This window comes from Arthrobacter sp. Soil763, from assembly GCF_001428365.1.
Classification (GTDB): Bacteria; Actinomycetota; Actinomycetes; order Actinomycetales; family Micrococcaceae; genus Arthrobacter.
In genome coordinates this window covers 99,600-124,982 of record NZ_LMSH01000003.1, presented here as the reverse complement: position 1 = coordinate 124,982, position 25,383 = coordinate 99,600, and the positions used below count along the sequence as shown (strand labels likewise).

The following is a 25,383-nucleotide window of genomic DNA, read 5'->3' as shown; positions in this document are numbered from 1 at the left end:
TCAGGGACACAAGCAAAGAATGAGCATGTCCGTCAGGGACGCCAGAGAATGGGCATGTCCGTCCGCTACGACGGGGCGGACACCGACCGCTGGCACAGGCCGATGAAGCCGCCGAGCTGCTCCAGGGCCTCCGGCCGGCCGGGCAGGTAGTTGGTCAACTCGGGGGAGCGGACGACGACGGCGCGCCACTGTCCGCGCGAGATGGCCACGTTGATCCGGTTGCGGGAGAGCAGGAACTCCATGCCCCGCGGCGCCTCGGCCACCGCCGAGCAGGCCATCGACACGATCACGACGGCGGCTTCCTGGCCCTGGAACTTGTCCACCGTGCCGACGCGCACCTCGGCCAGGCCGGCGTCGTCCAGGGCATCCCGGACCAAGTTCACCTGGGCATTGTAGGCCGCCACCACCAGCAGGTCGGACTGCCCCAACGATCGCTCCTCCTCCGGGGCACAATGCCACTGCAGCCCAAAGTGGCGGCGGACCTGACGGACCACCTCCGCGGCTTCTTCCGGAGACGACGTCGTGTTTCCGCTGTGCGGCACCAGCACGGTTTCGATCCCGGCGGGCACCCCGTCGAGGCGTCGCAAATCCGCGGAGGGCGCGGAGTGCAGCCGGCCGTCGTAGGAGAGTTCGGAGACGGCCCGGCACAGCTCGGAGTGCATCCGCCACGAATCGGCCAGGAAGTAGCCCAGCTCCGGCGGGAGCGTGGCGTGCCCGGCAGACACCCAGCCCAGGGCCGACTCGTCGACCGGTTCCGGGTGCCTTCCCTGGCTGACCTGCGGGAGCTGCTGCGGATCCCCCAGCAGGAGCAGTCGGCTGCTCGCCTGGGACACCGCCAGCGTATTGGCCAACGAGAACTGCCCGGCCTCGTCGATCACCAGCAGGTCCAGGGCGCCGGGCGGAACGGTGGACCCCGTCAGCGTCCAGGCGGTGCCGCCGATGAGGGCGCCGCCCGGCGAGGCCAGCAGGGCCGTCACATCCTGGGCGGTGCGCGAGGTCCAGACCACCGGGTTGTTGTGCTTGACGTCCTTGGCTACCCGGGCGGGGTCGACGCCGGCCTTGGTCACCGCCGTGGTGAGCAGATTCTCCACCACCGCGTGGGACTGCCCGACGACGCCGACCTTCCAGCCGCGGGCCACGAGCCGGGCGATGACGTGCGAGCCCACGTACGTCTTACCGGTTCCCGGCGGGCCCTGCACGGCCAGATAGGAGTGGTCGAGGTCCAGGGCCGCGGCGGTGATGGCGTCGACGAAGCGGTCCGGTCCCGCACCGGGGCGCGGCAGGGCGGCCCCTCCGGTGAGCCGGGGCGGCAGGCGGCGGACCAGGTCCAGCGCCGGGTGCTTGGGGAGGCCGCCGCCGGTAAGGCCGGCCACTACGGTGTCGGCCAGCGATTCGAGGGCCTGCTCCAGACTTTTGGTGGCCAGCGGCTGGTTTTCGGTAAGCGCGATCGGCAGGTCAGCGTACGGTTCGATATTCCGGTGCAGCCGGTCCCGGATAATCACCGTGTCCTTGCCATCCTCGTGGCCCAGTTCGAGGACTTCGGTTTCGAACCAGCCGTTCCGGCCTTTACCGTCCTTGCCGGTGCCCGCGAGTCCGGCCGGCAGCGGCTGCCCGTACATGCGGAACCATTTGCTGCCTTTCCGCAGGTCCGAGCCGGGACTGACGGTGCCGGTCAGCTTCACCCGGCGCTCCGGCAGTTTCCGGCCGTCCTGCTGCCAGTCGCCCAGGACCTCGGCGGCTTCGACCAGGAAGACGTTGCGGTCCCGGTCGTGCGTGTCCGGTCCCTGTTCGCACCGGTCGAAATGCGCCCACCAGAACGATTTCCGTTCCCGGCGGTGGTAGCTGACGGCCGCGGCCAGCATCGCGACGGCTTTGCGGTCCGCCTCGGGCAAAGTGGAGCCGGGCTCGGCGAAGGTCAGCAGTGCCGCCTCGGCCGATCCTTCCCCGCCGCCGTTGTCGACGTCCACTGACGGCGTTGGCGCAGGCGCCGAGTCACCACGCCCGGCGTCGGCCTGCGCCCCCGTGCCACGGGGCTCGATGCCGCGTTCCCGGGCGCGGTCCAGCAGCCAGTTCCGCAGTTCCAGGGTGGAGAGGCAGTCATATTCGTTGTAGTCGGAGATGCCGGCCAGGATCGCGGCGGCGTCCTCGGCGCGGTGCTCGTCACGGGCCGCGCAGTACTTGGCGTAGGCCACCACGGAGGCGCCGGCGTCCTTGACGTCGCCGGTGCGGAGGTGCGCGCCCATGTAGAGCGGCTCGAGTTTCTTGATGCTGTACGAGTTGTCCGAGATGCGGATGCTGTTCCGGACGGTCTGGTACAGATCCACCAGCAGTCCTTCCCGCAGCCAATCGTCCACGACGTCCTCACCGGCGACGTGCTGGACCGACAGTTTGCGCAGGGCGGTCTTCTCGTAGGCGGCGTAGTGGTAGACGTGCATGTCCGGGTAGTCACGCCGGCGCTTCTCGACGTAGTCCAAAAAGTCCAGGAACGCCTGCTTCTCCGCCGCCCGGCTGTGCGCCCAGAACGGCCGGAAGACCCCGGCGGCCCCCGGTGCGGCCGGCGCCTCGATCACGCCGAAGAGGTACTCCAACCCCCACACGCCTGTGTCGGTGTCCTGCCAGAGCGGATCGCCCTCGAAGTCGAAGAAGATGTCGCCGGCGCTGGGCGGCGGAAGCTCGGCCAGGGTGTTCTCCGGGAGGACGCCGTAGCGGAGGACATGCTCCTCGCCGTCCTTGGTGTACAGCACCTGCCCGTCGGCGGGTCCCACGCCGGACTGCATTCGCGCCTGGTCCTGCAGCCGCTGCAGCACCGACGTGGGCTTGGCCAGGGTCGCCGTCGCGAGCTGCCTGACCGTGTAGATGCCCTCGCCGTGGAGGATCTTCCGCTGCGCGGCGTTCATCCGGGCCACCAGCAGCAGGTCGTCGGTGGCCTTCACCTGCTCCTGGCAGTAGTCGCACCGGCCGCAGGCACTGACGCCGTCCGCACCCCAGATAACTGCTCCGGGCTGTGCGATGTGTGCGGCGGTCAGGGCAAGGAAGCGGTCCCGCCGTTCGCGGAAGACCGGCAGGATCTCGGACAGCCGGTGATCGCTTCGGACATTGTCGTAGCCGCCGTCGGCCCGCTGCACCGTGGCGCCGAGCACGAGGGTCACCGCCGGGTCGACCGGAATGCCCGCCTTCAGCAGTTGGTCCCCGTAGGCGGCAAGCTGCAGCAGCGCCGTCACTTTGGCGTGGCGGGCGAGTTTGGTGTCGAACACGGCGTAGCCGCCGTCGGCCTGGCGCACCAGGAAGTCGGAACGGCCGTGGAACTGCCCGTCGAAAAAGGCGGCCTGGAAAACGACGTCGGCTCCGGCCCGCAACGCCCCCAGGGATTCCTCGTGCTTGGCGGTGAGGGTGGCACGGTCCAAGGTCTCGGCGGGAACGACGTCGTACACGCCGCGACCGCGGGCCGGGCCCCACGGCCCGAACTCGGCCTTGAACGCGTCCAGGACCTTCTGTTCATGCCGATCGCCCAGCCGTGCCGCGTGCTCGAGCATCTCGTCGGTCCCGAAGTCCGCCTTGGCGGCGCGGTCCAGTTTCTCATCGAGCTTGCGGAGCAGCTGGTACTCGCAGTCCGCGGCCACCACCAGGTCACTCGCGGAGTAGACCAGGTCCGGTGCCGCGCCCGGTACCTCCGGTTCAAGAAAAAACACTGCGCCCCGCTTTGCTTGGTTGGTCCCGCTGCCGTCCGTCCCTCTGCTGCCAAGCTACCAAAGCCCACCGACACCGAAAGCCCGGCGGGCGCCGGGCCGCCGAACCGGCCCGCGCCGGGGTCTGGCCGCTGTCCGGGGTCCGGCGTATCGTCGGTAGCATCATGACCGAACAGCAACCCTACGAGCTGGTCCGCCACTACCCGCATTTCGAGCTCCGCCGCTACCCGCCGTACGTGGTCGCGGAGGTGCGGGTGACCGCGAGCTTCGACCGGGCCGGGAACGCGGCCTTCCGGCACCTGTTCAACTACATCAGCGGCAACAACACCGCGGTACAGAAACTGGCCATGACCGCTCCCGTGCTCCAGGCCGCCGGCAGCCCGGGGGCCGGGTCCGCCCAGAAGCTGGCGATGACCGCCCCGGTCCTGCAGAGCGGTCCGCTGCCGGGGAACGCGACGGGAGCCTCGGGCGCACCGGGCGCCGGAAACGGCGGGGCGGCCGAGTTTGTGGTGGCCTTCGTGCTGCCGGCCGGCGTGAGCGCCGAGACTGCCCCGGTCCCGACGGACCCGTTGGTCCAGATCCGGGCCGTCCCCGGCGCCCTGGCCGCAGTGGTCCGGTTCTCCGGCGGCGGCTCCGAAGCGGCTTTCGCGCGCCGGAATGAGGGCCTGCAGGCCGCGCTGGCCCTCGCCGGCCTGAGAGCGGTGGGGCCGCCGCGCTTCGCCCGGTTCGACCCGCCGTTCAAGCCGTGGTTCCTGCGGCGCAACGAGCTGGTCCAAGACGTGGCGGAACCCGGCAATGCGCCCGACGGAACCGGCGCCGTAACCGGGTAAGGCAAAATGGGGTGGGTGAGTAACGCCCCGCAGCAGCCCGCCGCAAGTTCGCAGATCGAGACCCTGATCGCCGCCGAGCTGGGGGTGAAACCCTGGCAGGTGAAGGCAGCGGTCGAGTTGCTCGACGCCGGTTCCACGGTCCCGTTCATCGCCCGCTACCGCAAGGAAGCCACCGGCACCCTGGACGACACCCAGCTCAGAACGCTCGAAGAGCGGCTGCGCTACCTGCGCGAACTGCAGGACCGCCGTCGGACCATCCTTGAGGCGATCGCCGCGCAGGGTGCGCTGACCCCCGAACTGGAGTCCGCCGTCGCCGCCGCCGACACGAAGTCCCGGCTGGAGGACATCTACCTGCCGTTCAAGTCGAAGCGGCGCACGAAGGCCCAGGCAGCCCGGGAGGCCGGGCTCGAGCCGCTCGCGGACGCGTTGCTGCGCCGGCCGGAGCTGGACCCGGAACGCGAAGCCGCCAAGTACCTCAACGCCGACCACGCGATCGGCGACGCCGCCGCGGCGCTCGCCGGGGCACGGTCCATCCTGGTCGAGCGCGCCGCGCAGGACCCGGACCTTGCCCAGACGCTGCGCGAACGGCTCTGGACGCAGGGCCGGATGGTCTCCCGCGTGAAAAAGGGCAAGGAAGCCGAGGGACAGAAGTTCAAGGACTACTTCGAGTTCTCCCAGGCGCCGTCTGGGATGCCCTCCCACCGGGTCCTCGCGCTGCTGCGGGGCGAGAAGGACGGGGTGCTGGAGCTGGATCTCACCGAGGCGGACCCTGACGACGACGACGGCGCGCTGGCCGCCGCGCGGGCCCGCTACGAGGGCGCCGTGGCCAGGTTCCTCGGGGTCGCCGACCGCGGCCGGCCCGCCGACGCGTGGCTGCTGCAGACCGCGCAGCTCGCGTGGCGCTCCCGGGTGCTCAGCCGGCTGAGCGGCGACCTGCGGAGCCGTCTCTTCGCCGCGGCCGAGGACGAGGCGGTCCGGGTCTTCGCCGCGAACCTCCGCGATGTGCTGCTCGCCGCCCCGGCGGGGAACCGCGCCACCCTGGGCCTGGACCCGGGCTTGCGGACCGGCGTCAAGGTCGCCGTCGTGGACGGGACCGGCAAGGTCGTCGCGACGGACACGGTCTATCCGCACGCCCCCGCCCGGAAATGGGACGAGGCGCTGCGCACCCTGGCCGCCCTGGCCCGCAAGCACGGGGTTGAACTCGTCGCCATCGGCAACGGCACCGCTTCCCGGGAGACGGACAAACTCGCGGCGGAACTGATCAAGGAACTCGGCGCCGGAAGCGGCCCGGCGCCGCAGAAACTCGTCGTCTCCGAGGCCGGCGCGTCCGTCTACTCTGCGTCGGCGCTCGCCGCCGCCGAACTGCCCGGCATGGACGTGTCGCTGCGCGGGGCGGTCTCGATCGCCCGCCGGCTGCAGGATCCGCTGGCGGAACTGGTCAAGATCGAGCCGAAGTCGATCGGCGTCGGGCAGTACCAGCACGACGTCACGGCCTCGAAGCTGGACCGCAGCCTGGACGCCGTCGTCGAGGACTGCGTCAACGCCGTCGGGGTGGACGTCAACACCGCGTCCCCGGCCCTGCTGAGCCGGGTGGCCGGCGTCGGACCGCTGCTGAGCGAAAACATCGTGGCGTACCGCAACGAACACGGCCCCTTCACCAAGCGCAGCGAGTTGAAGAAGGTGCCCCGGCTGGGGGCCAAAGCCTTCGAACAGTGCGCCGGCTTCCTGCGGATCACCGGGGGAGCGGAGCCGCTGGATGCCTCCAGCGTGCACCCGGAAGCGTACCCGCTGGCGCGCCGGATCAAGGCTGCCGCCGGCGCCGGCGGCGCCCTGTCCGGGCTGGATCCGACGGACTTCGTGGACGGCTCGTTCGGCCTGCCGACGGTCCGGGACATCCTCGCGGAACTGGACAAGCCCGGGCGGGACCCGCGGCCCGCATTCGCGGCGGCGGCGTTCCGCGAGGGCGTCGAGAAGATCTCCGACCTGCGGCCGGGGATGGTGCTGGAGGGGACGGTGACCAACGTGGCCGCGTTTGGCGCGTTCGTCGACGTCGGCGTGCACCAGGACGGGCTGGTGCACGTCTCGGCCCTGGCCAACCGGTTCGTCTCCGACCCCCGCGAGGTCGTGAAGTCCGGGCAGGTGGTCCGCGTGAAGGTTCTTGAGGCGGACCCGGAGCGCAAACGGATCTCGCTGACGCTGCGGCTCGACGACGAACCCGGCGCCGCCGCGCGGCAGGCCCCGGACCAGCAGACGCCCGGCCGGCCGAAGCAGGGCCTCCAGGCGCCGCACCGAAAAGCGTCGGACCGAAAGGCGCCGGACCGAACGGCGCAGAGCCGCCAGACCCCGGCGAAGGGCACCGCGGACCGCACGGGCAAGACCCGGCGGCCGCAGTCGACGCCGTCGCCGGCCAACACGGCACTGGCCGCGGCGCTCCGGGATGCCGGCCTGGCCGACTAACCAGCCAGCCATCCAGCTCCGGGAACCGCTTATCGCGAAAATGCTACCGCTCGTCGTGAAACCGGCCCCGCGCGCCACTGAAATCGGCCACGACGCTGTGATCTGCACCATGATTGCCGGAGGCAACGGCCGAATCCGGGGCCTTCGCCTCTATGCCACCGGGCCCCGCGCCCGGGCGGCGCAGAGACAGCGACGTCTTCGATGAGCAAGGGGAGCAATTATGGGCTGGCTCGACCGTGAACGGACAATCGCCCCGCCGGGCTTCAACCGCTGGCTGGTGCCGCCCGCGGCGCTCGCCGTCCACCTCTGCATCGGCCAGGCGTACGCCACCAGTGTCTACAAGACGGCGCTGGTCAAGCACTTCGGCGCCAGCCTGACCGAAATCGGTGTGATCTTCTCCATCGCCATCGTGATGCTCGGCCTCTCCGCCGCGATCATGGGCACCTGGGTGGACACCAACGGCCCCCGCAAGGCGATGTTCACCTCCGCCATGTTCTGGACGAGCGGCTTCCTGATCGGCTCGCTCGGCATCTTCACCCACCAGCTGTGGCTCGTCTACCTGGGCTACGGCGTCGTTGGTGGCATTGGCTTGGGCATCGGCTACATCTCGCCCGTGTCCACGCTGATTAAGTGGTTCCCGGACCGCCCCGGCCTCGCCACCGGCATGGCCATCATGGGCTTCGGCGGCGGCGCCCTGATCGCCAGCCCGGTCTCCACCGCGCTGCTGAAGATGTACGACCCCAACTCCGGTGCCAAGGGCTGGGTGGCCAGCGGCGACTCCGTCGGCAAGCTCTTCCTGACCCTCGCCGTCGTCTACCTCGCGTACATGCTCTTCGGCGCCTTCACCATCAAGGTGCCGGCCGAGGGCTGGAAGCCCGCCGGCTTCGATGCGGCGAAGGTCAAAGCCTCCGAGCTGGTCACCACGGACAACGTTTCGGCCAGGAACGCGGTCAAGACCAAGCAGTTCTGGCTGGTCTGGATCGCGCTGTTCTGCAACGTCACCGCCGGCATCGGCATCCTGGAGCAGGCCGCCCCAATGATCCAGGACTTCTTCCGGCAATCCGACGGCGCGTCCCTGGTCAGTGCCGGCGTCGCCGCAGGCTTCGTCGGGCTGCTCTCCATCGGTAACATGGCCGGGCGCTTCGCCTGGTCCGCCACGTCCGACCTGACCGGTCGCAAGCGGATCTACATGGTCTACCTCGGCGTCGGCGCGGTGCTCTACACGGTGCTGGCCCTCGCCGGCTCCTCCACCACCTTCCTCTACGTCGCCCTGGCGTTCTTCATCATCTCCTTCTACGGCGGCGGCTTCGCGACGGCCCCGGCGTACCTGCGGGACCTGTTTGGGACCTTCCAGGTCGGCGCCATCCACGGCCGGCTGCTGACCGCCTGGTCCGCCGCCGGCGTCGCCGGACCGCTGATCGTCAACGCGTTCCTGGACGCCCAGGGCAAGCCCGGCCAGCTCAACGCCTCGGACTACCAGCCGGCCCTGCTGACCATGGTGGCGCTGCTGGTAGTCGGCTTCGTCGCCAACCTGCTGGTCAAGCCGGTGGACGCCCGATTCCACGAACCCCGCCCGGACAGCGTCCGGCCCGCCGAACCCGCCATGGAGGCCTAGATGAGCACCACAAACACCCCGGATGCCCGCTCCGCCGTGAACCCGTCCACCGGCAAACTGGTGGTGGGCTGGGCCCTCGTCGGATTGCCGCTGGCCTACGGGGTCTACGAGACCCTGACCCGCGTGGCGGCGCTGTTCGGCTGACCATGACCTTCACCGCGCCCGACCAGTTCACCACCAGGCCCACCCTGCAGGGCACCTTCGGCATGAGCGCGTCCACGCACTGGCTCGCGACGGCGGCGGCCCAGGCGGTGCTCGAACGCGGCGGTAACGCGTTCGACGCCGCCACGGCCGGCGCCTTCGTGCTGCACGTCGTGGAGCCGCACCTCAACGGACCCGGCGGGGACATGACCGGCGTCTTCGTCACTGCGGACGACCCCGGCACCCCGGTGGTGCTGATGGGGCAGGGCCCGGCACCGGCCGCGGCCACGGTGGAGCATTACCGTGCCGAAGGCCTGGACCTCGTCCCGGGATCCGGGGCGCTGGCCGCCGCGGTACCGGCCGCCGTCGACGCCTGGCTCCTGCTGCTGCGGGACCACGGGACGTGGGAGCTGGCGGAGGTGCTGGGCTTCGCCATTGGCTACGCGCGGGAGGGACACCCCCTGCTGGGCCGCGTCGGCACCACGATTGCCGCGGTGGCGGAGCTGTTCCAGGAGCACTGGCCGACGTCGGCGGCGCTCTGGATGCCCGGCGGCGCCGTCCCCGCCGAGGGCACCCTGTTCCGGAACCCGGCCTACGCCCGGACCCTGGAACGCCTTATCGAGGCGGGACCCGCCGCCGCCGGGGCAACCCGCGAGGACCGGATCGACGCCGCCCGGCGCGAATGGCGCGAGGGTTTCGTCGCCAAGGCGATGGCTGAGTCGGTGCGGACGTCGCACCGGCACTCGTCCGGCACCGACCACGCCGGCGTGATGGACCTGGCCGACCTGGCCGGCTTCGAAGCCGGCTTCGAGCCTGCGGCCACCGTCGAGTTCCGTGGCCACACCATCGCCAAGACCGGTCCCTGGGGCCAGGGGCCGGCGCTGCTGCAGACCCTCGCCATCCTGGACGGGTTCGAGGACCGGTTCCTTGATCCGTCCACCGAGCTTGGCGTGCACACCATCCTGGAGGCGCAGAAGCTCGCCCTCGCCGACCGCGAGGCCTACTACGGGGACACCGAGGTGCCGCTCCCGTACCTGCTCTCCGAGGAGTACTGCGCCGAACGCCGCGCCCTGATCACGGACCGGGCCTCCCACGATTTCCGGCCCGGGACGGTCCCGGGACGCGAGCCCTACGTTCCGGTGCTGCGGACCGAGTACACGCCGCCGGCGCTGGCCCGCAGCGGCTCCGCCCCGGCGGGGCTGGGCGTCGGCGAGCCCACGGTCGCGCCGAGCGGGGAGACCCGGGGCGACACCTGCCACATCGACGTCGTCGACCGCTGGGGCAACATGGTCTCGGCCACGCCGTCCGGTGGCTGGCTGCAGTCCTCACCAACCATCCCCGACCTTGGCTTCTGCCTGGGTACTCGGCTGCAGATGACATGGCTGGAACCGGGCACGCCGTCGACCCTGACCCCCGGCAAGCGCCCGCGCACCACCCTGACACCCACCCTGGTGCTGCGGGACGGCCAGGCCGTCACCGCGCTGGGTTCCCCGGGCGGGGACCAGCAGGACCAGTGGCAGCTGCCGTACCTGCTCCGGACGATCGTCGGGGGCTTCACGCCGCAGCAGGCCATCGACGCGCCGACGTTCCATACGACGTCGATGCCCGGCTCCTTCTGGCCGCGCACCTGGGAACCCGGCGGCGCCGTCGTCGAGGAGCGGCTCGGCGAGGAAGTCATTGCGGGCCTGGAACACCGCGGCCATGTCGTCACCCGGGTGGGCGGCTGGACCCTGGGTCGGCTGTCGGCCGTGACCAGGGACCCGGCCACCGGAGTGCTGCAGGCGGCGGCCAACCCCCGCGGCGCCCAAGGCTACGCCGCCGGGAGGTAGGGGCGGACGCCGCTCGTCAAACGCGCGGTGCCCCGCTGCGGCGGCGCGCGGTTAGGTAGATTCCGGTAGTGACGGCGGCTGGCGCGGCAAGGAAAACGCCAAGCCCGGACACGCCGCTCGCGGTGCCACCTGTGGCTAAATAGGCGGTGATTCCTATCCACCAGAGCAGGACGGCCGCGAATCCGCCGATGACCAGCACGAAGACGCGGCTGGTAGCGGCGCCGACCACGGATTGGCGCTTGTAGTCGCCACCTCCCACGTTGCGCGCCAACTCAGGTGCGGCCTTGGCGCGATGGCGACTTCTTCCTGCCGAGCCATGGCCCCGACGGCGAAGGCCAGCGCGCGGGGCGGGGAACTTAGCCGCGGGTGCTTGCTTGTTGCGGGCCGCGATGAGCCAGGTTCCGGCGGTTGCCAGCGCCGGGATGGCGAAGAAGGCGAGGAATCCGCCGCGCCCGCTGGCTGGGCCACCTACGACCACATAACCGGTGAGCCCGATCCACCAGCAGAGGATCGCTGCGAACCCGGAAGCAATTCCCAGCATGGTCCGTCCGCCGGATCGGTCGACGGGACGAGAACCGGAGGTTTCGATGTGGGCCATGGATGTCCCCTTTGACGTTTCCCATTGGGCTAGGTGCCTGCCATTCCAGCACTACTTGGAAGGTTTGACGAGCCCTTGGGGCCAAGCTCTGATGCCACCACGCGGTGACCATTCAGGTGTCGAAGGTTTTAACCGCCCATCACGATCGGAAGTAGTGGTTTTGGCGTGGTTTTTGGCCGGGGTCGAGGTGGGGTGGCGGGATGTACCAGGGGACGCCGGCCTGGACGTGGATGGTCCATTGTTCTTTGTGGATCACGTGATGGTGGTGGGAGCAGAGGAGCGTGCCGTTGTCGGTGCTGGTGGYGCCGCCGCGGGACCAGTAGGTGATGTGGTGGGCTTCGCACCAGGTGGCGGGGATGGTGCAGCCGGGGAAGGTGCAGCCTTGGTCGCGGGCGGTGATGGCTTTGCGGATGTGGGGCGGGAAGATCCGGCTGGTGCGGCCGATGTCGAGGATGCGGCCTTCGGTGCCGAGCAGGATCGGGATGATGTCGGCGTCGCAGGCGATTTTGCGGATGGTCGCGGCGGTGACGGGTCCGGTGAAGGCCAGAGTCCCGGTGCCGGTGAACCCGAGCGGCCCGGTCCCGGGCTGGTCGAACCCGCCTTGGTTGCCGTTGGCGTGGAGGCGTTCCAGGATGTCGCGGTAGTCGATGGTGGCGAGGATTTGGGGGCGGTGTCCGCCGGTGGCTGGCAGCCCGCCGGCGGCGAGGGCGACTTTGCAGCCGCCGACGAGTCCGTCGAGGAGTTTCTGGGCCCGGGTGCGCCGGTCCAGCGGGTCCGCGGGCGGCCACTCCTGGTCTGCTTCGCCGGCGTCGTCCACCGCACCCCCGCTGGCGCCGCCGTCACCGCGGGTCGCGCTGGCCGCTGCGAGGGTTCCGGGGGTGCGTGGGTTGGTGGCGGTGTTCATGACGGTGATGAGGTGGGCGGTTTCTCACCATCGTCGCAACAGGTTCGATTCGAAGGTAACAGAATCTCAATTTAGCCATCGAAGGCCGCCGACCCGGTCCGAACGGATTGGTGGGATTCGCCAGCGCACATGTTGCCTTCACATCAGATGTTGAGACAGAGGGGCGTGCCGTACAGGAGTTACGGAAGGGCCCTTTAGGTGTGGTTCACCGTGCTCGTTGCCGTGATATTTGCAGTGTTCAATACCGCAGCATCAATTTCCACCTATGTGGTTGGTGGCCGCCTGATCGGTGGTTTCCACGCCGATACTGTGTGTGTTCGTCCAGTTCGCCAACAGCTGCAGCCCGTCGTGGCTTGGAGATCCAGGTTCCGCGGAGAAAACCAGCATTTGGAGGCTGTGATCTGAGGCGAGGTCCAGGCCGAGGTAGGTCAGGTCGAGGTTGCCGACGACGGGGTGGTGGATGCTCTTGAGGCCGGTGCGGTGCTCGCGGACATCGTGCGCTCCCCAGAGCCTTCGGAAGAGGTCGCTGCGGGTGGAAAGTTCCCCCACGAGGTCGCTGAGTTGGCGGTCGTAAGGGGACCGGCCTGCTTCGGCCCGGAGGAGCGCCACGATCTGTCGGGTGTTGGATTCCCAGTCCTGGTAGAACGACTGTGCCTTCGCATCGAGGAACACAAAACGCGCGGCGTTCACCGGTTGCCGGGAGTCCTCGAACATCTCCGAGAACAGGGCCCTCCCGAGACGGTTGGTGGCGACTGCGTCGAGTCGGCCGTTCTGCACGAACACCGGGACGGTCGACATGGCATCGATGGTCTGCTGCAGGCTGGAATTGATCTGCGTTTTGCGTGTCGGGCGCCTGCGCCCCGGGTGGGCTCCGGCGTTGGCTGAGCGGATGAGCTCGTAGAGATGCGAGCGTTCGGCCTCGTCCAGCTGGAGGGCCCGGCTGACCCCTTCGATTACGGCCTCCGACACTCCTTTGGCGTTGCCCCGTTCCAGGCGTTTGTAGTACTCGGAACTCATGCCGGCCAGGAGTGCGACTTCTTCCCGCCGCAGGCCGGGAACGCGGCGTCGTCCGCCGTAGTCGGGCAGGCCGGCTTGTTCCAGGTCGAGTTTGGCCCGGCGCGAGATGAGGAACTTGCTGAGGTCGTCCTGGTTGTCCATGGAATCGAAGGTACTCCACCCCGCGCCCGTTAGCGGGTCCCTGCCAGGGAACCTCTAGGTAGGGTCTCGCTAGCCCCGACGCTGGCCTGTTGACTTGAAACATCAGCCACCCCGAACGGGCCGGCCAGGACTTGAGAAAGGCATCATCATGACCAAAGTTTGGTTCATCACCGGAGCTGCCCGCGGCATGGGCGTCGACCTGGCCAAGGCCGCCCTCGACGCCGGACACCGAGTCGTCGCCACAGCCCGCGACGCCGCCAAGGTCACCGCGGCTCTCGGCGAACACGAGAACCTTCTCGCCCTGTCGCTGGACATCACCGATGCCGCAGCCTCGACCGCAGCCGTCGAAGCCGCCCTCGGAGGTTTTGGACGCATCGATGTACTCGTCAACAACGCCGGTAACTTTTACGCCGGTTACTTCGAGGAGATCAGCGACGAGCAGTTCCGTGCACAGATGGAGACCAATTTCTTCGGCCCGCTGAACGTCACCCGCGCAATCCTGCCGGTCATGCGTAAGCAGCGCAGCGGACACGTCATCACCATCACCTCCGCCGCGGGCATCATCGGCCAGGAGTTCTGCGCCGCCTACGCCGCCTCGAAGTTCGCCCTCGAAGGCTGGATGGAGTCCCTCGAGTACGACGTCGCGCCCTACGGGATCCACACCACCATCGTCGAACCCGGCTTCTTCCGCACCGAACTCCTTGTCGAGGGTGCGTCCTCTATTTGGCCCGAACTGTCGATCGAGGACTATGCCGAGCGCACCACCCAGACCATCGCCGCTTGGAAGAGCATCAACGGCCTCCAGGGCGGAGACCCCGCCAAGCTCGGCGCAGCCCTTGTCACGATCGCCGCCTTGGAAACCCCGCCACTGCGTTTCGTCGCCGGAGCAGACGTCGTCGCCGGTGTCGAGCACAAGGCCCAGCTGCTCCTCGACCAGGTCGATGCCCACCGCGACCTGTCCTCCTCAATGGCCCTCGAAAACGCTTAGGAAATGATGAAGAAATCTCTGTCCCTTGTCGCCCTCGTCTCTACGGCCGCGATCGCCCTCGCAGCATGTTCCGCACCCGCGGCCGAGAACACCACCACCACATCCCCGGGCGCGGCAACTGCCCCGTCCACCACAACCACTACCGAGCCGTCGGCCCCGGCCGAGGCTTCCACGGACGGGACTCCGATCACCATCACCGCCGGCGATGTGGTCATGACCGCGACCCTCAATGACACCCAGGTCGCCCAGGACTTCGCGGCCACGCTCCCTGTGACGCTGCCCTGGTTCCGCAACGCCGGCATCGAGTACATCAGCGAGCTCTCTGCCCCCATGACGGAGACGGGCCCGTTCTACACGGACGTACAACCCGGAGACATCGTCTACTACAACCCCCTCGACAGCATCACCATCATCTACGAGGAGACCAGCTCCGTCCCCACCCTCACGAAAATGGGAGAGATCACCTCGGACCTGAGCGTTTTCGACAACCTCCCCGACAACGTAGACATGCGCATCGAGCGCGGCTAACCCGCCCCACCCGGTTCAAACACCAAGGAGCAAGGACATCCCACTCGTGAATTCACAACTGGCCGGAACCATCGCCATCGTCACAGGCGCCAGCAGCGGCATCGGAGCGGCGACCGCCCGCAGCCTCGCCCGGCACGGCGCATCCGTCGCCGTCGTCGCCCGCCGAAAAGACCGGCTCGACACGCTGGTGTCCGACATTGAAGCCGCAGGCGGCACCGCCCTGGCTATCGAAGCAGACATCACCGACCGCGCCCAAGCCGAGCAGGCGGTAGCGACCGTCGCTGACCACTTCGGACGGCTCGACATCCTGATCAACAACGCCGGCCTCATGCTCCTTGGCCCGATTGTTGGCGCCGATGTTGAGGAATGGGAGCGGATGATCGCCGTCAACCAGAACGGCCTGCTCTACATGACTAACGCGGCACTGCCGCACCTGCTCAAGGCGGCCAAGGACGAGCTCCGGGAAGTGGCCGACATCGTGAACATCTCCTCGATCGCCGGGCGGCAGGCGTGGGCGAACTACGGCGTCTACAACATGACCAAGTTCGGCGTGAACGGCTTCACCGAGGCCCTGCGCCAGGAAGTCACCAAGAAGCACGTCCGCGTCGGCGTCCTCGAGCCCGGCGCGGTCGACACCGAACTCGTCTCGCACAACAACGACACCATCAAGGACGAACTCGCCGCCTCGGACGCCATCCCCGAGCCGCTGCAGCCTGGGGATATCGCCGACAGCATCGCCTTTATGGTGACCCGTCCGCGCCGATCCTCCATCGCCGAGCTGTGGGCCATGCCCACGTCCCAGGCCTGAAAACCACCCCGAAAGGAATCACAGCATGAAGAACGCACGCCTCGGAGGCCTGGAAGTCTCCCGCATCGGACTCGGTGCCATGACCATGGCCGGCACCTACACCAGCGAGGGGATCCTGGATAACGCTGAATCGATCCGCACCATCCACCGCGCCCTCGACCTCGGCGTCACCCACATCGACACCGCCGAGATCTACGGCCCGTTCCTCAGCGAGGAACTCGTCGGCCAGGCCATCAAGGGCCGCCGTGACCAGGTCAAGATCGCCACGAAATTTGGGCTCGTCTCGCACAAGGGCGGCGGCCCCGGCGTGATCGACAGCAGCGCGGCTAACGTGAGGTCCGCCGTTGAGGGCTCCCTCAAGCGCCTCAGCACCGACCACATCGACCTCTACTACCAGCACCGGGTCGATCCGAACACCCCCATCGAGGAAACCGCCGGTGCGGTCGCTGACCTGATCGCCGAGGGCAAGGTACTGCACTTCGGACTGTCCGAAGCGTCCCCGGCCACGATCCGCCGCGCACATGCCGTGCAGCCCGTGACCGCGCTGCAGACCGAGTACTCGCTGTGGACGCGCGACGTCGAAGAGGAGATCCTGCCGCTGCTGCGCGAACTCGGCGTCGGCTTCGTCCCGTACTCACCGCTCGGCCACGGCCTGCTGACCGGCCAGATCCGCTCCGTCGACGACTTCGCCGACGACGACTGGCGCAAAACCAACCCCCGCTTCACGGGCGAGAATTTCCGCCGCAACCTCGCGATCGTCGACGAAGTCCAGAGCATCGGCGCAGAAATTGGCGCGACTCCAGCCCAGACCGCGCTGGCCTGGTTGCTGACCCGCGGCGGGGACATCGCCCCGATCCCCGGCACCCGCCGCGTCTCCCGGGTCGAGGAGAACACCGCGGCCGTCGGCATTACCCTCACCGACGACCAGCTCGAACGTCTGAACTCGCTCCGGCCCGCGGCAGGGGCACGGCACGACGAGGCCAACATGGCCTCGATCGACCTCTGACCAGAAGGAACAACACATGGAGTAACCGACAGTTTCCTTTCACTCGAGCTGGACTCCAGCTGTCCACAGCCGGGCGTCAATTCGGGTTATCCACGGCTGGAATTGGGAGCCGGTGGGGTAGCTCCCTGGTCGCCGTAGCGGTGGATAACCCTATTGAACTGTCCCCGGCTGTGGGCAGCCGAGCCGTTTTTTCGGTGCCTTCGGAAACCGCCTTGGTGTGAAGTGCAGCAGCGTTTTGGAGGGAAGCAAAGCGCGCGGCTGCGCTATCCCACTCGAGGACGGCTCGCGGCCGTCCGTTGATCTCATCGGCGGCGAAGCGGACTTCAGCTTGTTCGACCGCGCTGAGGTCTGCACCCTTACGAAAGTACTGGCGGAGCAGGCCATTGGCATTCTCATTCGAAGCACGTTGCCAGGGGCTGGCCGGATCACAGAAGTACACGAGCGTCCCCAGCGCGGCAGTCACCTCGGCGTGCTTGGCCATCTCGGATCCCCGGTCCCACGTCAAGGTCCTCCGCAACGTGACCGGCATGACTCCGAGCGCCTCAATGAGCTGGTCGCGCATGCTGTCGGACCTGGTTCCGGGGCGGAGCGCAAAGGCGACGAGGAGCCGGGAAGAGCGTTCAACCAGCGTCACTATTGCTGATCTGTTCCCCTTCCCCATGATGAGATCCCCTTCCCAATGGCCGGCCTCTTCCCTGGTAGCGATGTGGGCTGGGCGGTCACCGATCTTCAGGGCATCGGCCATGTACTGGCGTGGCTTCACCTTGGTCCTGGACCGAGGCCGCCGGCTGAACTTACCCGAGCGCAGCAGCCGGGCAGGCCCCGATGGAATGGGGCGGATGCTCAGATGGTAGAGCGCACGGTAGATCGTTTCATGCACCAGATGTCTGTGCTTCTCGCCTGGAAACCGTTCCCGCAGGGCTTGGCACACCTGCTGAGGACTCCATCGCTTCGAGAGACACTCCACAACGTATTGCCGCAACTCGTCATCACCAGCAAGTTTGGGCAGCCTTGGCCTCGGCCTTCGCTTCTGCGCCATTTTCTGGGCACGGAACGGATGATAGCGACGTGCGTCGGGACGATTCCGAGCCACCTCCCTGCTGATCGTGGCCGGTGACCGTCCAAGGTCACGAGCAATGGATCGGAGACTCGCCCGAACCAGCAAACGGTCGGCAATGTAGATGCGTTCGTCTTCTGACAAATACCGGCTGGATACAGCTGCCGCAGGAACAGCCTTGCGGGGCCGCGGATCCAAGCCTTGCTGCACCAAGCCCTCGACCCCGTTGCGTCCATTCAACCAACGGAGGCCCGTGTTCGGGTTGATGGCAAGAATCCTGCATGCCGCGCGGTTCGAGTGGCCTTCTTTCATGAGCTGAACGTACAAGGGCTTCTTCTCAACCAAGCCCGGAGGGCCCATTTTCCTCGATCGGCGCGTCGAACTACGCATGAAACAACACCACTTTCAGTCGGTGTTGCGACGTTTGTGAGAAACCGCCGTGTTCGTATTGGTCGGTGGTGGCGAAGATTTCCAGGTGGTGCAGGCCGTGGCGTGGTGTGCGGATGAAGGCGCCCTGGAGGTGGCGGAGGGTTTCTTCGGAGGGTTCGGTCCCGTCCTGGTCGATCGCGTCGGCCCAGCGGCGGGTGACCCGGGCCAGGAAGTCCGGGTCGTGGTCGACGGCGGTGGCGGTGAGGGCGTGTTCCATCCGGTTCCGGGTGTCCTCGTCGGTCAGGGGCCGGACCCGGTCCAGGGCCAGGGTGATCAGGGTCGCGGAGCGGGACGGGACAGCGCCGGCGGCGAGGGCTTCGGCGAGTCCTTCGTGGACCGGGGGCAGGGGTTGGCCGGTCATGCCGGTGCGGGGCAGGGTGTTCCCGGCGAGGGTGAGGCGGCGGCGGGCTTCGCCGGCGCTGATCTGCAGCCGGTCGCGGAGGAAGTCCCCGGTTTTGCGGTACCCGTCGGTGGCCGGGAGCGCGTCCGGGGCCTCGAGCCGGGCCCGGTTCACCGCACCCGCGGCGACCAGTTGCAGGTACTCGGCGGCGCGGGAGATCTCCTCGACCCGGCCGGCGTAGTCCGCGGCCTGCCCGAAGTCCAGCAGCGCCGTGTCCGCCACCGCCGTCGCNTACTCGGCGGCGCGGGAGATCTCCTCGACCCGGCCGGCGTAGTCCGCGGCCTGCCCGAAGTCCAGCAGCGCCGTGTCCGCCACCGCCGTCGCGCACGCACCCCGCAACAACCCCAGTACGGCGTCCAACTCCTGGCCCGGCACAGCAGCCGCCGGAACAACAGCAACGGGCACGTCACCGCCGGCTATATCCGGACCGAGTGCCTCCCCACCGTCTGTTCCCCCGCAGCCCGCCCCCCGTCCTGAAGAACCGGCGCCGCGCCCCTCACCAGCCGGCCCGCCGGCCGGATGCGTGATGAGAGCTGCACCGATTCCCATGTCCTAATCCAACCAAGGACCTGTGACATTATTGGCTGCCCCGGAGCCGGCAGGACCGAGTTTGTGGTGAAGGAACGCTGCGCTGATTCCCATGCATCTATTCCATCAGCGACCACTGACACTAAGCGCTGCGGAATGCTGTGGTTCCCGCATCGACGCAGGCCCAACCTCGGCGTGTGGCCCGGGCCGGTCCGGGTGGTCACGTCGCAGCGGCACCGGCCGGCCGGTAGATATTGACCAGCACACCGGAGGAAAGTGCCCGGCTCGCGACGAGGGTGAGCCTGGTCAGCGGGAACCCGGGAGGGAACAGTTTCTTCCCGGTGCCCAGGACCAGCGGGTAAACGACCAGCCGGTATTCATCGACCAGGTCATGGACGGCCAGGGTCCTGATCAGTTCCGTGCTGCCCCAGACGCGGATCTCCCCGTCTGTAGCCGCGCGGAGCTTCCGCACCTCGGCCGGGATGTCGGGGCCCAGCAACTGGGAGTTCTTCCAGCCGAGCCCGGTCAGCGTGCGTGAGGCGACGTACTTGGGGATGCGGTTGTACCGCCGGGTCAGCTCACCCTGGAAGCCGCCCGCCGCTTCGTCCCAGACGCCCCAGGAGCCCGCGAAGATGTCGTAGGTCTTGCGGCCCAGCAGCAGGGCCTCGGTCCGGCTCTCCCACTCCGGGACGATCTCGCCGTCCTCCGCGGAGCTGTAGCCGGACTGCCAGCCGCCGTAGGGGAATCCGCCCTCACGGTCCTCGTCCGGACCGCCGCCGGCCTGGACCACGCCGTCGAGGGTCATGAACGCCTGCACCACGATTGAGCCCATTGTCGTTACTCCTTTTCTACGGTCGGGTTCCGTCCAGCACCCGCGGCCGGCCGAACTGGGTGCGGACGCCGGGGGAGAACAGCACCGATTCCGGCGGTCCGGTCACGGTGATGCCGGCGGCCGCGACCAGCTGGTCGTCCAGCCCGGCCAGCCGGGCGTTGTATAGCGGCCAGGGGGTGTGGGTGTTGGGAGTGTAGAGGGTGCGGCCGCGGAAGCGGCTGTGCAGTCCGAAGCGCGCCGTGAGGTGCACGGAGAGCGGGTCGGCGGTCTCGGCGTCGAGCTCCGGGACCGCAGCAAAGTCGCTGCGCGCCCCACGGCGGAAGCGCCGGACCGAATACCCGGTGGCCGGGTCCGCGGCGCCCGCGGGCAGGAACCTGTCCCGCGACCACACGTAGGGGATGCCGGCGGCGCGCGCGGCCAGGACGACCGCCAGACGGGAGGCATCCAGGCTGAGGAACACCACGCCCCGGGTCCCGTCCGGCTCGCGGGAGTAGAGCCGGACGTTGATCTCGTTGAAGCTCCCGAAGTAGGGGATTCCCGGTCCGCGCCCCAGGCCGGCGCCCTGCATGCGGAAGCCGATCAGGCCCACCCAAGCCGACCCGTCAAAGGTATCCGGTTCCACGCCCCGCGGCATGAACGGCGCCGCGACCGCCCGCGGGATGCGCCAATGCAGGAAGACGGCGTCGGTCCACCGCTGCTCCATGATCACCGGGCGGGGCAGCTCGGGCGGCAGGGGCCACGGATCGGCGCTCATCGTCGGGTTCATTCGGCGGCCGACGGCGCCTGCGCACCCGAGGGCTGCTTTTGCCACGGCCAGCGTCCGGTGATCTCAAGCTCCAGCGAGAAGCTCAGGAAGGTCCGGATCAACACGATGATGGCCAGCACGCCCACGCTTTCGAACGTCGGGGTGACGGCCACGGTCCGGATGATGTCCGCCGCCACCAGCAGTTCCAGTCCCAGCAGGATCGAACGGCCCAGCAGTTGCCGGTAGGACCGATACACCGAAAGCGGCTCGACGCCGGCCGGCAGCCGCCGCGGCTGGAAGCCCCGCAGCGCCAGCGGCAGCGACACGAGCGCGCCTACGACCATGACCGCGACGCCGGCAAAATCCATGAACCGGCCGACCGTCTCGATGATGTGCTGGAAGTCCATGCTGCCCCTCGGAGGATAGTCGGAAGAACGAACGCTGCGCCCGGCCGGGGCCCGTCAGGGGTGGCGCTCGCCGACGCCGGCCAGAACGGCCCGGTAGCCCTCGCGGTAGCTCGGATACGCGAAGGTGAAACCGGTGCCGCGCAGCCGCGCGTTGCTGACGCGCTTGTTCCCGCCGCGTCCCGGCTCCCCGCCCTTGGAGCCGGCGCCGCCCTTGGAGCCGCCCGGCGTCGTGCCCTCCGGCGTGGAGTCGCCCGACGTCGAGCCGGCCGCCTCCGGCGCCGGTTCCGGCAGGTCCAGCTCGGCGGCAAGGAACCGCAGCACCTCGCCGAGCTCGGCCGGTTCGTCGTCGACGCCCACGTACAGCGGTGCCGGCTCGGCGGCCATGGTGCAAAGGTGCACGATCGCGGCCGCGGCGTCGTCGCGGTGGATACGGTTGGTGAACCGGGACTCCGCCGGCACCGTGGCCTTTCCGCTGCGCACCTGGTCAATCAGCCTGGTCCGGCCCGGTCCGTAGATTCCGCCGAGCCGCAGCACCACGGGCGTGATCCCGGTGCCCTCGAGCCGACGGGAAAGCAGGTCCTCCGCCTCGCGGATGATCCGGCCGGAGAACCCGCCGGGGTCCGGCGCCGTCGTTTCGTCCACCCAGCCGCCGTCGGCCCCGCCGTACACGGCCGTGGAGGAAACGAAGAGCACCCGCCGGACCGGGGCGCCGGAGGCCGTCACGGCGTCGAGCACCCGGGCCAGGCCGTCCACGTAGGCCGCCCGGTACGCCTCCTCGGTGGGTGCATCCGCGGCAACGGCGACGACGACGGCGGTGGTGTCCGCGGGGACTGGCGGCAGGTCCCCGGCGGTCAGGTCAGCCCGGGCGCCGTCGATCACGGCAGGCAGCTTCTCCGGCGAACGCCGCCAGCCCATCACACGGTGTCCGGCCGCGGCAAAACGCAGGCCCGCCTCAGTCCCCAGGTCGCCGCAACCGGCCAGCAGTACAGTCATACCGCCAGTTTGCCAGCAAATCCGGTGGGCCGGGTCGGGGATCGGCTAGCGCGGCGGGGGCGCCTGACTGATCGACGGCGTCGGCTGCGGAGCCGTGGGCGCCGCAGGGCGGTACTGGGAGGCGTAGTTGATAACCATCATCGCCACGACAATGACGAGGAGGAACTGCAAGAGGGCCGCCAGGCAACTGGGGCGTTTCGACCGGCCACGGGAGCTGCGCTTCGGCCCGGTGTTCCTAGTCGGTGCTGGGCGTGACCGCCATTGGCGGAGCGTCGCCGCAGGGGCGTCGGGCGGGCCAAACTGTCCGGCAGAGCGCTGCTGGGGAACGAACTGTGCCGTGGTGAGCAACTGGGGACTGGTGGTGCCGCCCAGCGCTTGCTGCAAATAACCGTGGATGATGGGCACCAGCGCGGTGTCCAGCACGGCCGGAAGTGCGGCCACCGCCGGCACCAGCGTGTTCAGTCCCTGCAGCCTTATGCCGCTGTTCGTTGTGCCGCGCAGCTCCGGCTGGCCCACCAAGCAGATCCAGCCCTGCACGAGGCGGCGGTGGTTCGGATCGAGGAGTGCCGCAACTGCTGCGCTCTGCTGAAGTACCCCCGCGATCTCCGGCTCCCGGGTGTACCCGTTTTGCCGGAGGATTCCCGCCCGAAGGCGGACTTCGCCGCTCCAGTTTTTCGCATCCACCACCACGATGCCCCCTGGGCCGACGAGGATGTGGTCCACGTTGGCCTTCGGGCGGCCCGGCCAGTGAACGTCGTGGAGGGCGAGCCAGCCTAAACCCTCGAGCTCCGTGATTTTCTTCGCCACCAAGGCTTCGCCGGCCGCGCCCACCGCCCAGGCGTGAGCCGTCCGCTCCGCCTGGTCCAACTCCCGTCGCAGCCGTGTGACGCGTTCTGCTGCTAGTCGAGACTGTTCGGCAGCGCCATCTCCTGCGGCCATGACTTCCCCCAAAGTAGCTCTGGCAGTGCACCGCGGCCCGATTGGTGCGGCGATGGCTGACACCATATGTCAGAGCCGGGCAGTTTCCCAGTCATTTTGGGCGCAAAAGCAATGCAGCTGCGCGAACCGCTAGGTCTGCCGGCTCAGGGCGCGGCGATCGGGAAGAAGACCCGGGGATCCTGCAGCAGGGCCGGGTAGTCGAAGTCGTTGCGGGAGAGGATCTCCTTGACCTGGAAGTTCCGGGCGAACTGGCCCTCCACCGTGATCGGCCGGCCCTGGACCTCACCGACGGCGAACGAGCGGCCGCCGTCGAACGGGATGGCCACTACGGACTTGCCGGGCAGCGTGGTGAACGCTTCCTCCTGCGCCTGACGCTTGCGGGTGGGCTTCTTCACGGGCGGCGCGGCCGGGCGCTTGCGCGCGTTCTTCGCCGGGCGGCGCGACCGGTCGTCCACGTAGACGAACTGGTATTCGTCAGTGGCGGGGGCGGTCTTGGCGCGCCCAGCCGGGGGCAGGCTGATGGTCTTCAGCTGTTCCGGATCAGTGTCCTCGAGCGGGAGGCGGAGCACCCACATCCGGTCGCCCGCGGGATCTTCCGGAAGCAGCTCGTGCTTGGGCTCCGGCCACACGTACTCCAGGTCCGGGTCCGTGCCGGGGAAGACGTCGGTGTAAAAGCCCGGTTCCTTGGCCAGCAGCCGGGACCGGTGGCTGAGGTGGAATTCCGGGTTCCCCAGCCAGTACGGCATGGGGATTTTGGCAGCATAGTCCGGGTGCGCCGCCTGCGGGGCGAACTCCATGATCTTGTCCCGGGTGGTGTCCTCGCCGCCGCGGGCGACCCATTCGTCCGCCATGGCTAGGCCGTACATGGTCAGCGCCGGGACGTGTCCCATCCACATCCGCACCGCCGGGTGGGACTGCCAGCCGTAGTGGGGGATCACCAGCGCGCGCAGCATCTGCAGCGCCTCGACGCGCTGCTTACCCAGCCGCAGCTGGTCCAGCGCGGCCGCGCTTTGCCGGAAATCGGGGAAGGGAAGGAAAGTCTGCATCTCTCCAGTTTGGGGCCACCGGCGCGCAACACCAATTGCTGGCCGCCGCAGGTGAGGGTGTTCACATTACGGATACCCACAGACACCTCCCAGCCCGGAGATTTATCATGTACCGGAACCACCCCGTCGCACGGAAGACCCCGCCATGACCCCTTCAACCACGGCGCCCTCTGCGCCCAAATACGGACAGATGCTCGGCCCGGAAGCCAATGGCATCCTGGTGCTTGAAGAATTCACCCTGGACCCCGCCGCCGCCCGCAAGGAACAGCACGGATTCCGCGCCGCGCTGGCCTCGGTCGCGCTGACGATGCGCCGGATCCTGGCGTTCCGCCTCCTGATTGCCGTCGTCGCGATCGCCAACCTCCCGCTGTTCCTGCTCTCCAGCGGGTGGGAGATCTATGCGGTCTCGCTGGCGGTGGTGGTAGCTGTCCACGCCGCGGTGTCCTGGCTGAACCGGCACGAACCGCGGCTGCGGCAGCGCCGGATGCTCGAACTCCACCTGCACCGTGAACGCAGCGACAACTACCGCAAAGTCCGCGACGCCGTGAAGTACGTCATCGACACCCCCGCTCGGATGAACGAACAGCTCTACCTGGACCTGTTGGCGGCCAAGCGCGTCGCCCTGCACCTCGCGCACGGCACCGTCGCTCTGCTGGATACCAGCGACGACGCCGCGTGGAAAGTGCGGATCATCCGCGAACTGCCCCGCACGGCCTAGCCGCCTGAGACCACAAAAACGACGACGCCGGAGCGCCCCCCAGGGCGCCCGGCGTCGTCGTTTTAGGCCTTCGCGGTGCGTCACCGCCGACGGTTTAGGCCGGAAGCTGCAGCACCTGACCGGCCAGCACGACGTCCGGATCGGAAATCGTGTCCGCGTTCGCGTCGGCGAGGGCCTGCCAGCCGCCGTCGATCTTCAGGGCCTTGGCGATCTTGCTGAGGCTGTCGCCGCTCTTGACGGTGTAGGTCTCGCCGCTGAGCGCCACCGGGGCGGCGTGCCGCGGCGCCGTCAGGACCGGCGCGGCGGTCTGGACTGCGCCCTGGACCGGGACGGACTGGACCGGTGCCTGCGCGGCCGGGGCTGCGGTCGACGCGCCGCCGCTGAGGCCAAGCTGCGCGGCGCAGGCAGGCCATGCGCCCCAGCCTTGGCTGGCCTGGACCTTCTGGGCCACCGCGATCTGCTGCTCGCGGCTGGCGTCCGCGGCCGAACCGGTGCCGCCGTGCGCGGCCCAGGTGCTCTGGGTGAACTGCAGGCCGCCGGAGAAACCGTTGCCGGTGTTGGTGCTCCAGTTGCCGCCGCTCTCGCACTGGGCGAGGGCGTCCCAGGTGGACGTGCTGGTCGCGGCCGGGGTGGCCGCAGTTGCGGCGCCGGCGGAAAGGGCGACGCCTGCAACCGAAACGGCGGCCAAGGCTGCTCCACGGCGCGCGACAGTGCTGAGTGATGAAGTCTTCATGGGTTAGC

General features: G+C 68.8%; 23 protein-coding genes. 10 read left to right on the top strand and 13 right to left on the bottom strand.

The features are described from left to right. Positions 1–65: 65 nt before the first annotated feature. Entirely contained in the window at positions 66–3,689 is a 3,624-nt protein-coding gene (locus ASG71_RS10315; protein WP_056738908.1) for a TM0106 family RecB-like putative nuclease, read from the bottom strand. Between the two features lie 161 nt (positions 3,690–3,850). Here ASG71_RS10315 and ASG71_RS10310 point away from each other — a divergent pair, with 161 nt between their 5' ends. From ASG71_RS10310 to ASG71_RS10295, 5 genes are all read left to right on the top strand, one after another. Further along, positions 3,851–4,516: an SOUL family heme-binding protein gene (locus tag ASG71_RS10310; protein ID WP_056738907.1), complete on the top strand. Its 666-nt coding sequence runs from the start codon at positions 3,851–3,853 to the stop codon at positions 4,514–4,516. Between the two features lie 15 nt (positions 4,517–4,531). Then, entirely contained in the window at positions 4,532–6,973 is a 2,442-nt protein-coding gene (locus ASG71_RS10305) for a Tex family protein (protein ID WP_414826667.1), read from the top strand. A 220-nt stretch (positions 6,974–7,193) separates the two neighbouring features. Beyond that, on the top strand, positions 7,194–8,588 hold the full coding sequence (locus ASG71_RS10300) for an OFA family MFS transporter (protein ID WP_056738903.1): 1,395 nt from the start codon (positions 7,194–7,196) through the stop codon (positions 8,586–8,588). After that, complete coding sequence (locus tag ASG71_RS16685; RefSeq protein ID WP_157366381.1) at positions 8,589–8,732, top strand: MFS transporter small subunit; 144 nt, start codon at positions 8,589–8,591, stop codon at positions 8,730–8,732. It abuts the gene before it with no gap. Positions 8,733–8,734: 2 nt separating this feature from the next. After that, a complete protein-coding gene (locus tag ASG71_RS10295) occupies positions 8,735–10,558 on the top strand; it encodes a gamma-glutamyltransferase family protein (protein WP_056738901.1) in 1,824 nt (607 codons plus the stop codon). 16 nt (positions 10,559–10,574) lie between these two features. On the opposite strand, the gene ASG71_RS16680 is transcribed toward ASG71_RS10295, so the two are convergent. The 3 genes from ASG71_RS16680 to ASG71_RS10280 all read right to left on the bottom strand — a co-directional run bounded on the left by ASG71_RS16680 (position 10,575) and on the right by ASG71_RS10280 (position 13,218). Beyond that, positions 10,575–11,156, bottom strand: a complete 582-nt coding sequence (locus tag ASG71_RS16680; protein ID WP_157366379.1) for a hypothetical protein — start codon at positions 11,154–11,156, stop codon at positions 10,575–10,577. 139 nt (positions 11,157–11,295) lie between these two features. Then, positions 11,296–12,060, bottom strand: a complete 765-nt coding sequence (locus ASG71_RS10285) for an HNH endonuclease signature motif containing protein (protein WP_056738897.1) — start codon at positions 12,058–12,060, stop codon at positions 11,296–11,298. A 252-nt stretch (positions 12,061–12,312) separates the two neighbouring features. Beyond that, positions 12,313–13,218 (bottom strand): helix-turn-helix transcriptional regulator, encoded by a 906-nt coding sequence (locus ASG71_RS10280; protein WP_056738895.1) that lies wholly within the window; start codon positions 13,216–13,218, stop codon positions 12,313–12,315. A 148-nt stretch (positions 13,219–13,366) separates the two neighbouring features. Between ASG71_RS10280 and ASG71_RS10275 the strand changes: the two genes are divergently transcribed. Genes ASG71_RS10275 through ASG71_RS10260 form a run of 4 tightly spaced genes read left to right on the top strand, consistent with a single transcriptional unit; the run spans position 13,367 to position 16,548 of the window. Then, positions 13,367–14,206 carry an SDR family oxidoreductase gene (locus ASG71_RS10275; protein WP_056738893.1) on the top strand — a complete coding sequence of 280 codons (840 nt, stop codon included), beginning with the start codon at positions 13,367–13,369 and terminating at the stop codon, positions 14,204–14,206. A 3-nt stretch (positions 14,207–14,209) separates the two neighbouring features. Further along, positions 14,210–14,734, top strand: coding sequence for a cyclophilin-like fold protein (locus ASG71_RS10270; protein WP_157366377.1), 525 nt, complete (start codon positions 14,210–14,212; stop codon positions 14,732–14,734). A gap of 46 nt (positions 14,735–14,780) precedes the next feature. Further along, entirely contained in the window at positions 14,781–15,542 is a 762-nt protein-coding gene (locus tag ASG71_RS10265) for an SDR family NAD(P)-dependent oxidoreductase (protein WP_056738889.1), read from the top strand. Positions 15,543–15,567: 25 nt separating this feature from the next. Next, positions 15,568–16,548: an aldo/keto reductase gene (locus ASG71_RS10260; protein ID WP_056738887.1), complete on the top strand. Its 981-nt coding sequence runs from the start codon at positions 15,568–15,570 to the stop codon at positions 16,546–16,548. Positions 16,549–16,624: 76 nt separating this feature from the next. Here the strand turns inward: ASG71_RS10260 and ASG71_RS16405 are convergent, their stop codons facing one another. The 8 genes from ASG71_RS16405 to ASG71_RS10220 form a co-directional block, all read right to left on the bottom strand. After that, positions 16,625–17,917, bottom strand: coding sequence for an IS30 family transposase (locus ASG71_RS16405; protein WP_162254052.1), 1,293 nt, complete (start codon positions 17,915–17,917; stop codon positions 16,625–16,627). 70 nt (positions 17,918–17,987) lie between these two features. After that, positions 17,988–18,656, bottom strand: a complete 669-nt coding sequence (locus ASG71_RS10250) for a DUF222 domain-containing protein (protein WP_321164507.1) — start codon at positions 18,654–18,656, stop codon at positions 17,988–17,990. 526 nt (positions 18,657–19,182) lie between these two features. Further along, positions 19,183–19,794, bottom strand: coding sequence for a dihydrofolate reductase family protein (locus ASG71_RS10245; RefSeq protein ID WP_056738883.1), 612 nt, complete (start codon positions 19,792–19,794; stop codon positions 19,183–19,185). 16 nt (positions 19,795–19,810) lie between these two features. Then, positions 19,811–20,548, bottom strand: coding sequence for a YqjF family protein (locus tag ASG71_RS10240; RefSeq protein ID WP_056738881.1), 738 nt, complete (start codon positions 20,546–20,548; stop codon positions 19,811–19,813). Positions 20,549–20,556: 8 nt separating this feature from the next. Then, a complete protein-coding gene (locus ASG71_RS10235) occupies positions 20,557–20,946 on the bottom strand; it encodes a DUF1622 domain-containing protein (RefSeq protein WP_056738880.1) in 390 nt (129 codons plus the stop codon). A gap of 54 nt (positions 20,947–21,000) precedes the next feature. After that, positions 21,001–21,939, bottom strand: a complete 939-nt coding sequence (locus ASG71_RS10230) for an NAD-dependent epimerase/dehydratase family protein (RefSeq protein ID WP_056738874.1) — start codon at positions 21,937–21,939, stop codon at positions 21,001–21,003. Between the two features lie 45 nt (positions 21,940–21,984). Next, complete coding sequence (locus ASG71_RS10225) at positions 21,985–22,878, bottom strand: nuclease-related domain-containing protein (protein ID WP_082575035.1); 894 nt, start codon at positions 22,876–22,878, stop codon at positions 21,985–21,987. 143 nt (positions 22,879–23,021) lie between these two features. After that, complete coding sequence (locus tag ASG71_RS10220) at positions 23,022–23,924, bottom strand: MSMEG_6728 family protein (protein ID WP_056738872.1); 903 nt, start codon at positions 23,922–23,924, stop codon at positions 23,022–23,024. 145 nt (positions 23,925–24,069) lie between these two features. Between ASG71_RS10220 and ASG71_RS10215 the strand changes: the two genes are divergently transcribed. Then, positions 24,070–24,642: a hypothetical protein gene (locus ASG71_RS10215; RefSeq protein WP_056738871.1), complete on the top strand. Its 573-nt coding sequence runs from the start codon at positions 24,070–24,072 to the stop codon at positions 24,640–24,642. Positions 24,643–24,736: 94 nt separating this feature from the next. On the opposite strand, the gene ASG71_RS10210 is transcribed toward ASG71_RS10215, so the two are convergent. After that, positions 24,737–25,375 carry a transglycosylase family protein gene (locus ASG71_RS10210; protein ID WP_056738870.1) on the bottom strand — a complete coding sequence of 213 codons (639 nt, stop codon included), beginning with the start codon at positions 25,373–25,375 and terminating at the stop codon, positions 24,737–24,739. Positions 25,376–25,383: the final 8 nt, after the last annotated feature.

What these genes read in the sequence shown, in the direction of transcription:
- ASG71_RS10310 (WP_056738907.1), top strand. Translation starts at nt 3,851, where the DNA reads ATGACCGAACAGCAACCCTACGAGCTGGTCCGCCACTACCCGCATTTC.
- ASG71_RS10300 (WP_056738903.1), top strand. Translation starts at nt 7,194, where the DNA reads ATGGGCTGGCTCGACCGTGAACGGACAATCGCCCCGCCGGGCTTCAAC.
- ASG71_RS16685 (WP_157366381.1), top strand. Translation starts at nt 8,589, where the DNA reads ATGAGCACCACAAACACCCCGGATGCCCGCTCCGCCGTGAACCCGTCC.
- ASG71_RS10295 (WP_056738901.1), top strand. Translation starts at nt 8,735, where the DNA reads ATGACCTTCACCGCGCCCGACCAGTTCACCACCAGGCCCACCCTGCAG.
- ASG71_RS16680 (WP_157366379.1), bottom strand. Translation starts at nt 11,156, where the DNA reads ATGGCCCACATCGAAACCTCCGGTTCTCGTCCCGTCGACCGATCCGGC.
- ASG71_RS10280 (WP_056738895.1), bottom strand. Translation starts at nt 13,218, where the DNA reads ATGGACAACCAGGACGACCTCAGCAAGTTCCTCATCTCGCGCCGGGCC.
- ASG71_RS10275 (WP_056738893.1), top strand. Translation starts at nt 13,367, where the DNA reads ATGACCAAAGTTTGGTTCATCACCGGAGCTGCCCGCGGCATGGGCGTC.
- ASG71_RS10270 (WP_157366377.1), top strand. Translation starts at nt 14,210, where the DNA reads ATGATGAAGAAATCTCTGTCCCTTGTCGCCCTCGTCTCTACGGCCGCG.
- ASG71_RS10260 (WP_056738887.1), top strand. Translation starts at nt 15,568, where the DNA reads ATGAAGAACGCACGCCTCGGAGGCCTGGAAGTCTCCCGCATCGGACTC.
- ASG71_RS16405 (WP_162254052.1), bottom strand. Translation starts at nt 17,917, where the DNA reads ATGAAAGAAGGCCACTCGAACCGCGCGGCATGCAGGATTCTTGCCATC.
- ASG71_RS10245 (WP_056738883.1), bottom strand. Translation starts at nt 19,794, where the DNA reads ATGGGCTCAATCGTGGTGCAGGCGTTCATGACCCTCGACGGCGTGGTC.
- ASG71_RS10240 (WP_056738881.1), bottom strand. Translation starts at nt 20,548, where the DNA reads ATGAGCGCCGATCCGTGGCCCCTGCCGCCCGAGCTGCCCCGCCCGGTG.
- ASG71_RS10235 (WP_056738880.1), bottom strand. Translation starts at nt 20,946, where the DNA reads ATGGACTTCCAGCACATCATCGAGACGGTCGGCCGGTTCATGGATTTT.
- ASG71_RS10230 (WP_056738874.1), bottom strand. Translation starts at nt 21,939, where the DNA reads ATGACTGTACTGCTGGCCGGTTGCGGCGACCTGGGGACTGAGGCGGGC.
- ASG71_RS10225 (WP_082575035.1), bottom strand. Translation starts at nt 22,878, where the DNA reads ATGGCCGCAGGAGATGGCGCTGCCGAACAGTCTCGACTAGCAGCAGAA.
- ASG71_RS10220 (WP_056738872.1), bottom strand. Translation starts at nt 23,924, where the DNA reads ATGCAGACTTTCCTTCCCTTCCCCGATTTCCGGCAAAGCGCGGCCGCG.
- ASG71_RS10215 (WP_056738871.1), top strand. Translation starts at nt 24,070, where the DNA reads ATGACCCCTTCAACCACGGCGCCCTCTGCGCCCAAATACGGACAGATG.
- ASG71_RS10210 (WP_056738870.1), bottom strand. Translation starts at nt 25,375, where the DNA reads ATGAAGACTTCATCACTCAGCACTGTCGCGCGCCGTGGAGCAGCCTTG.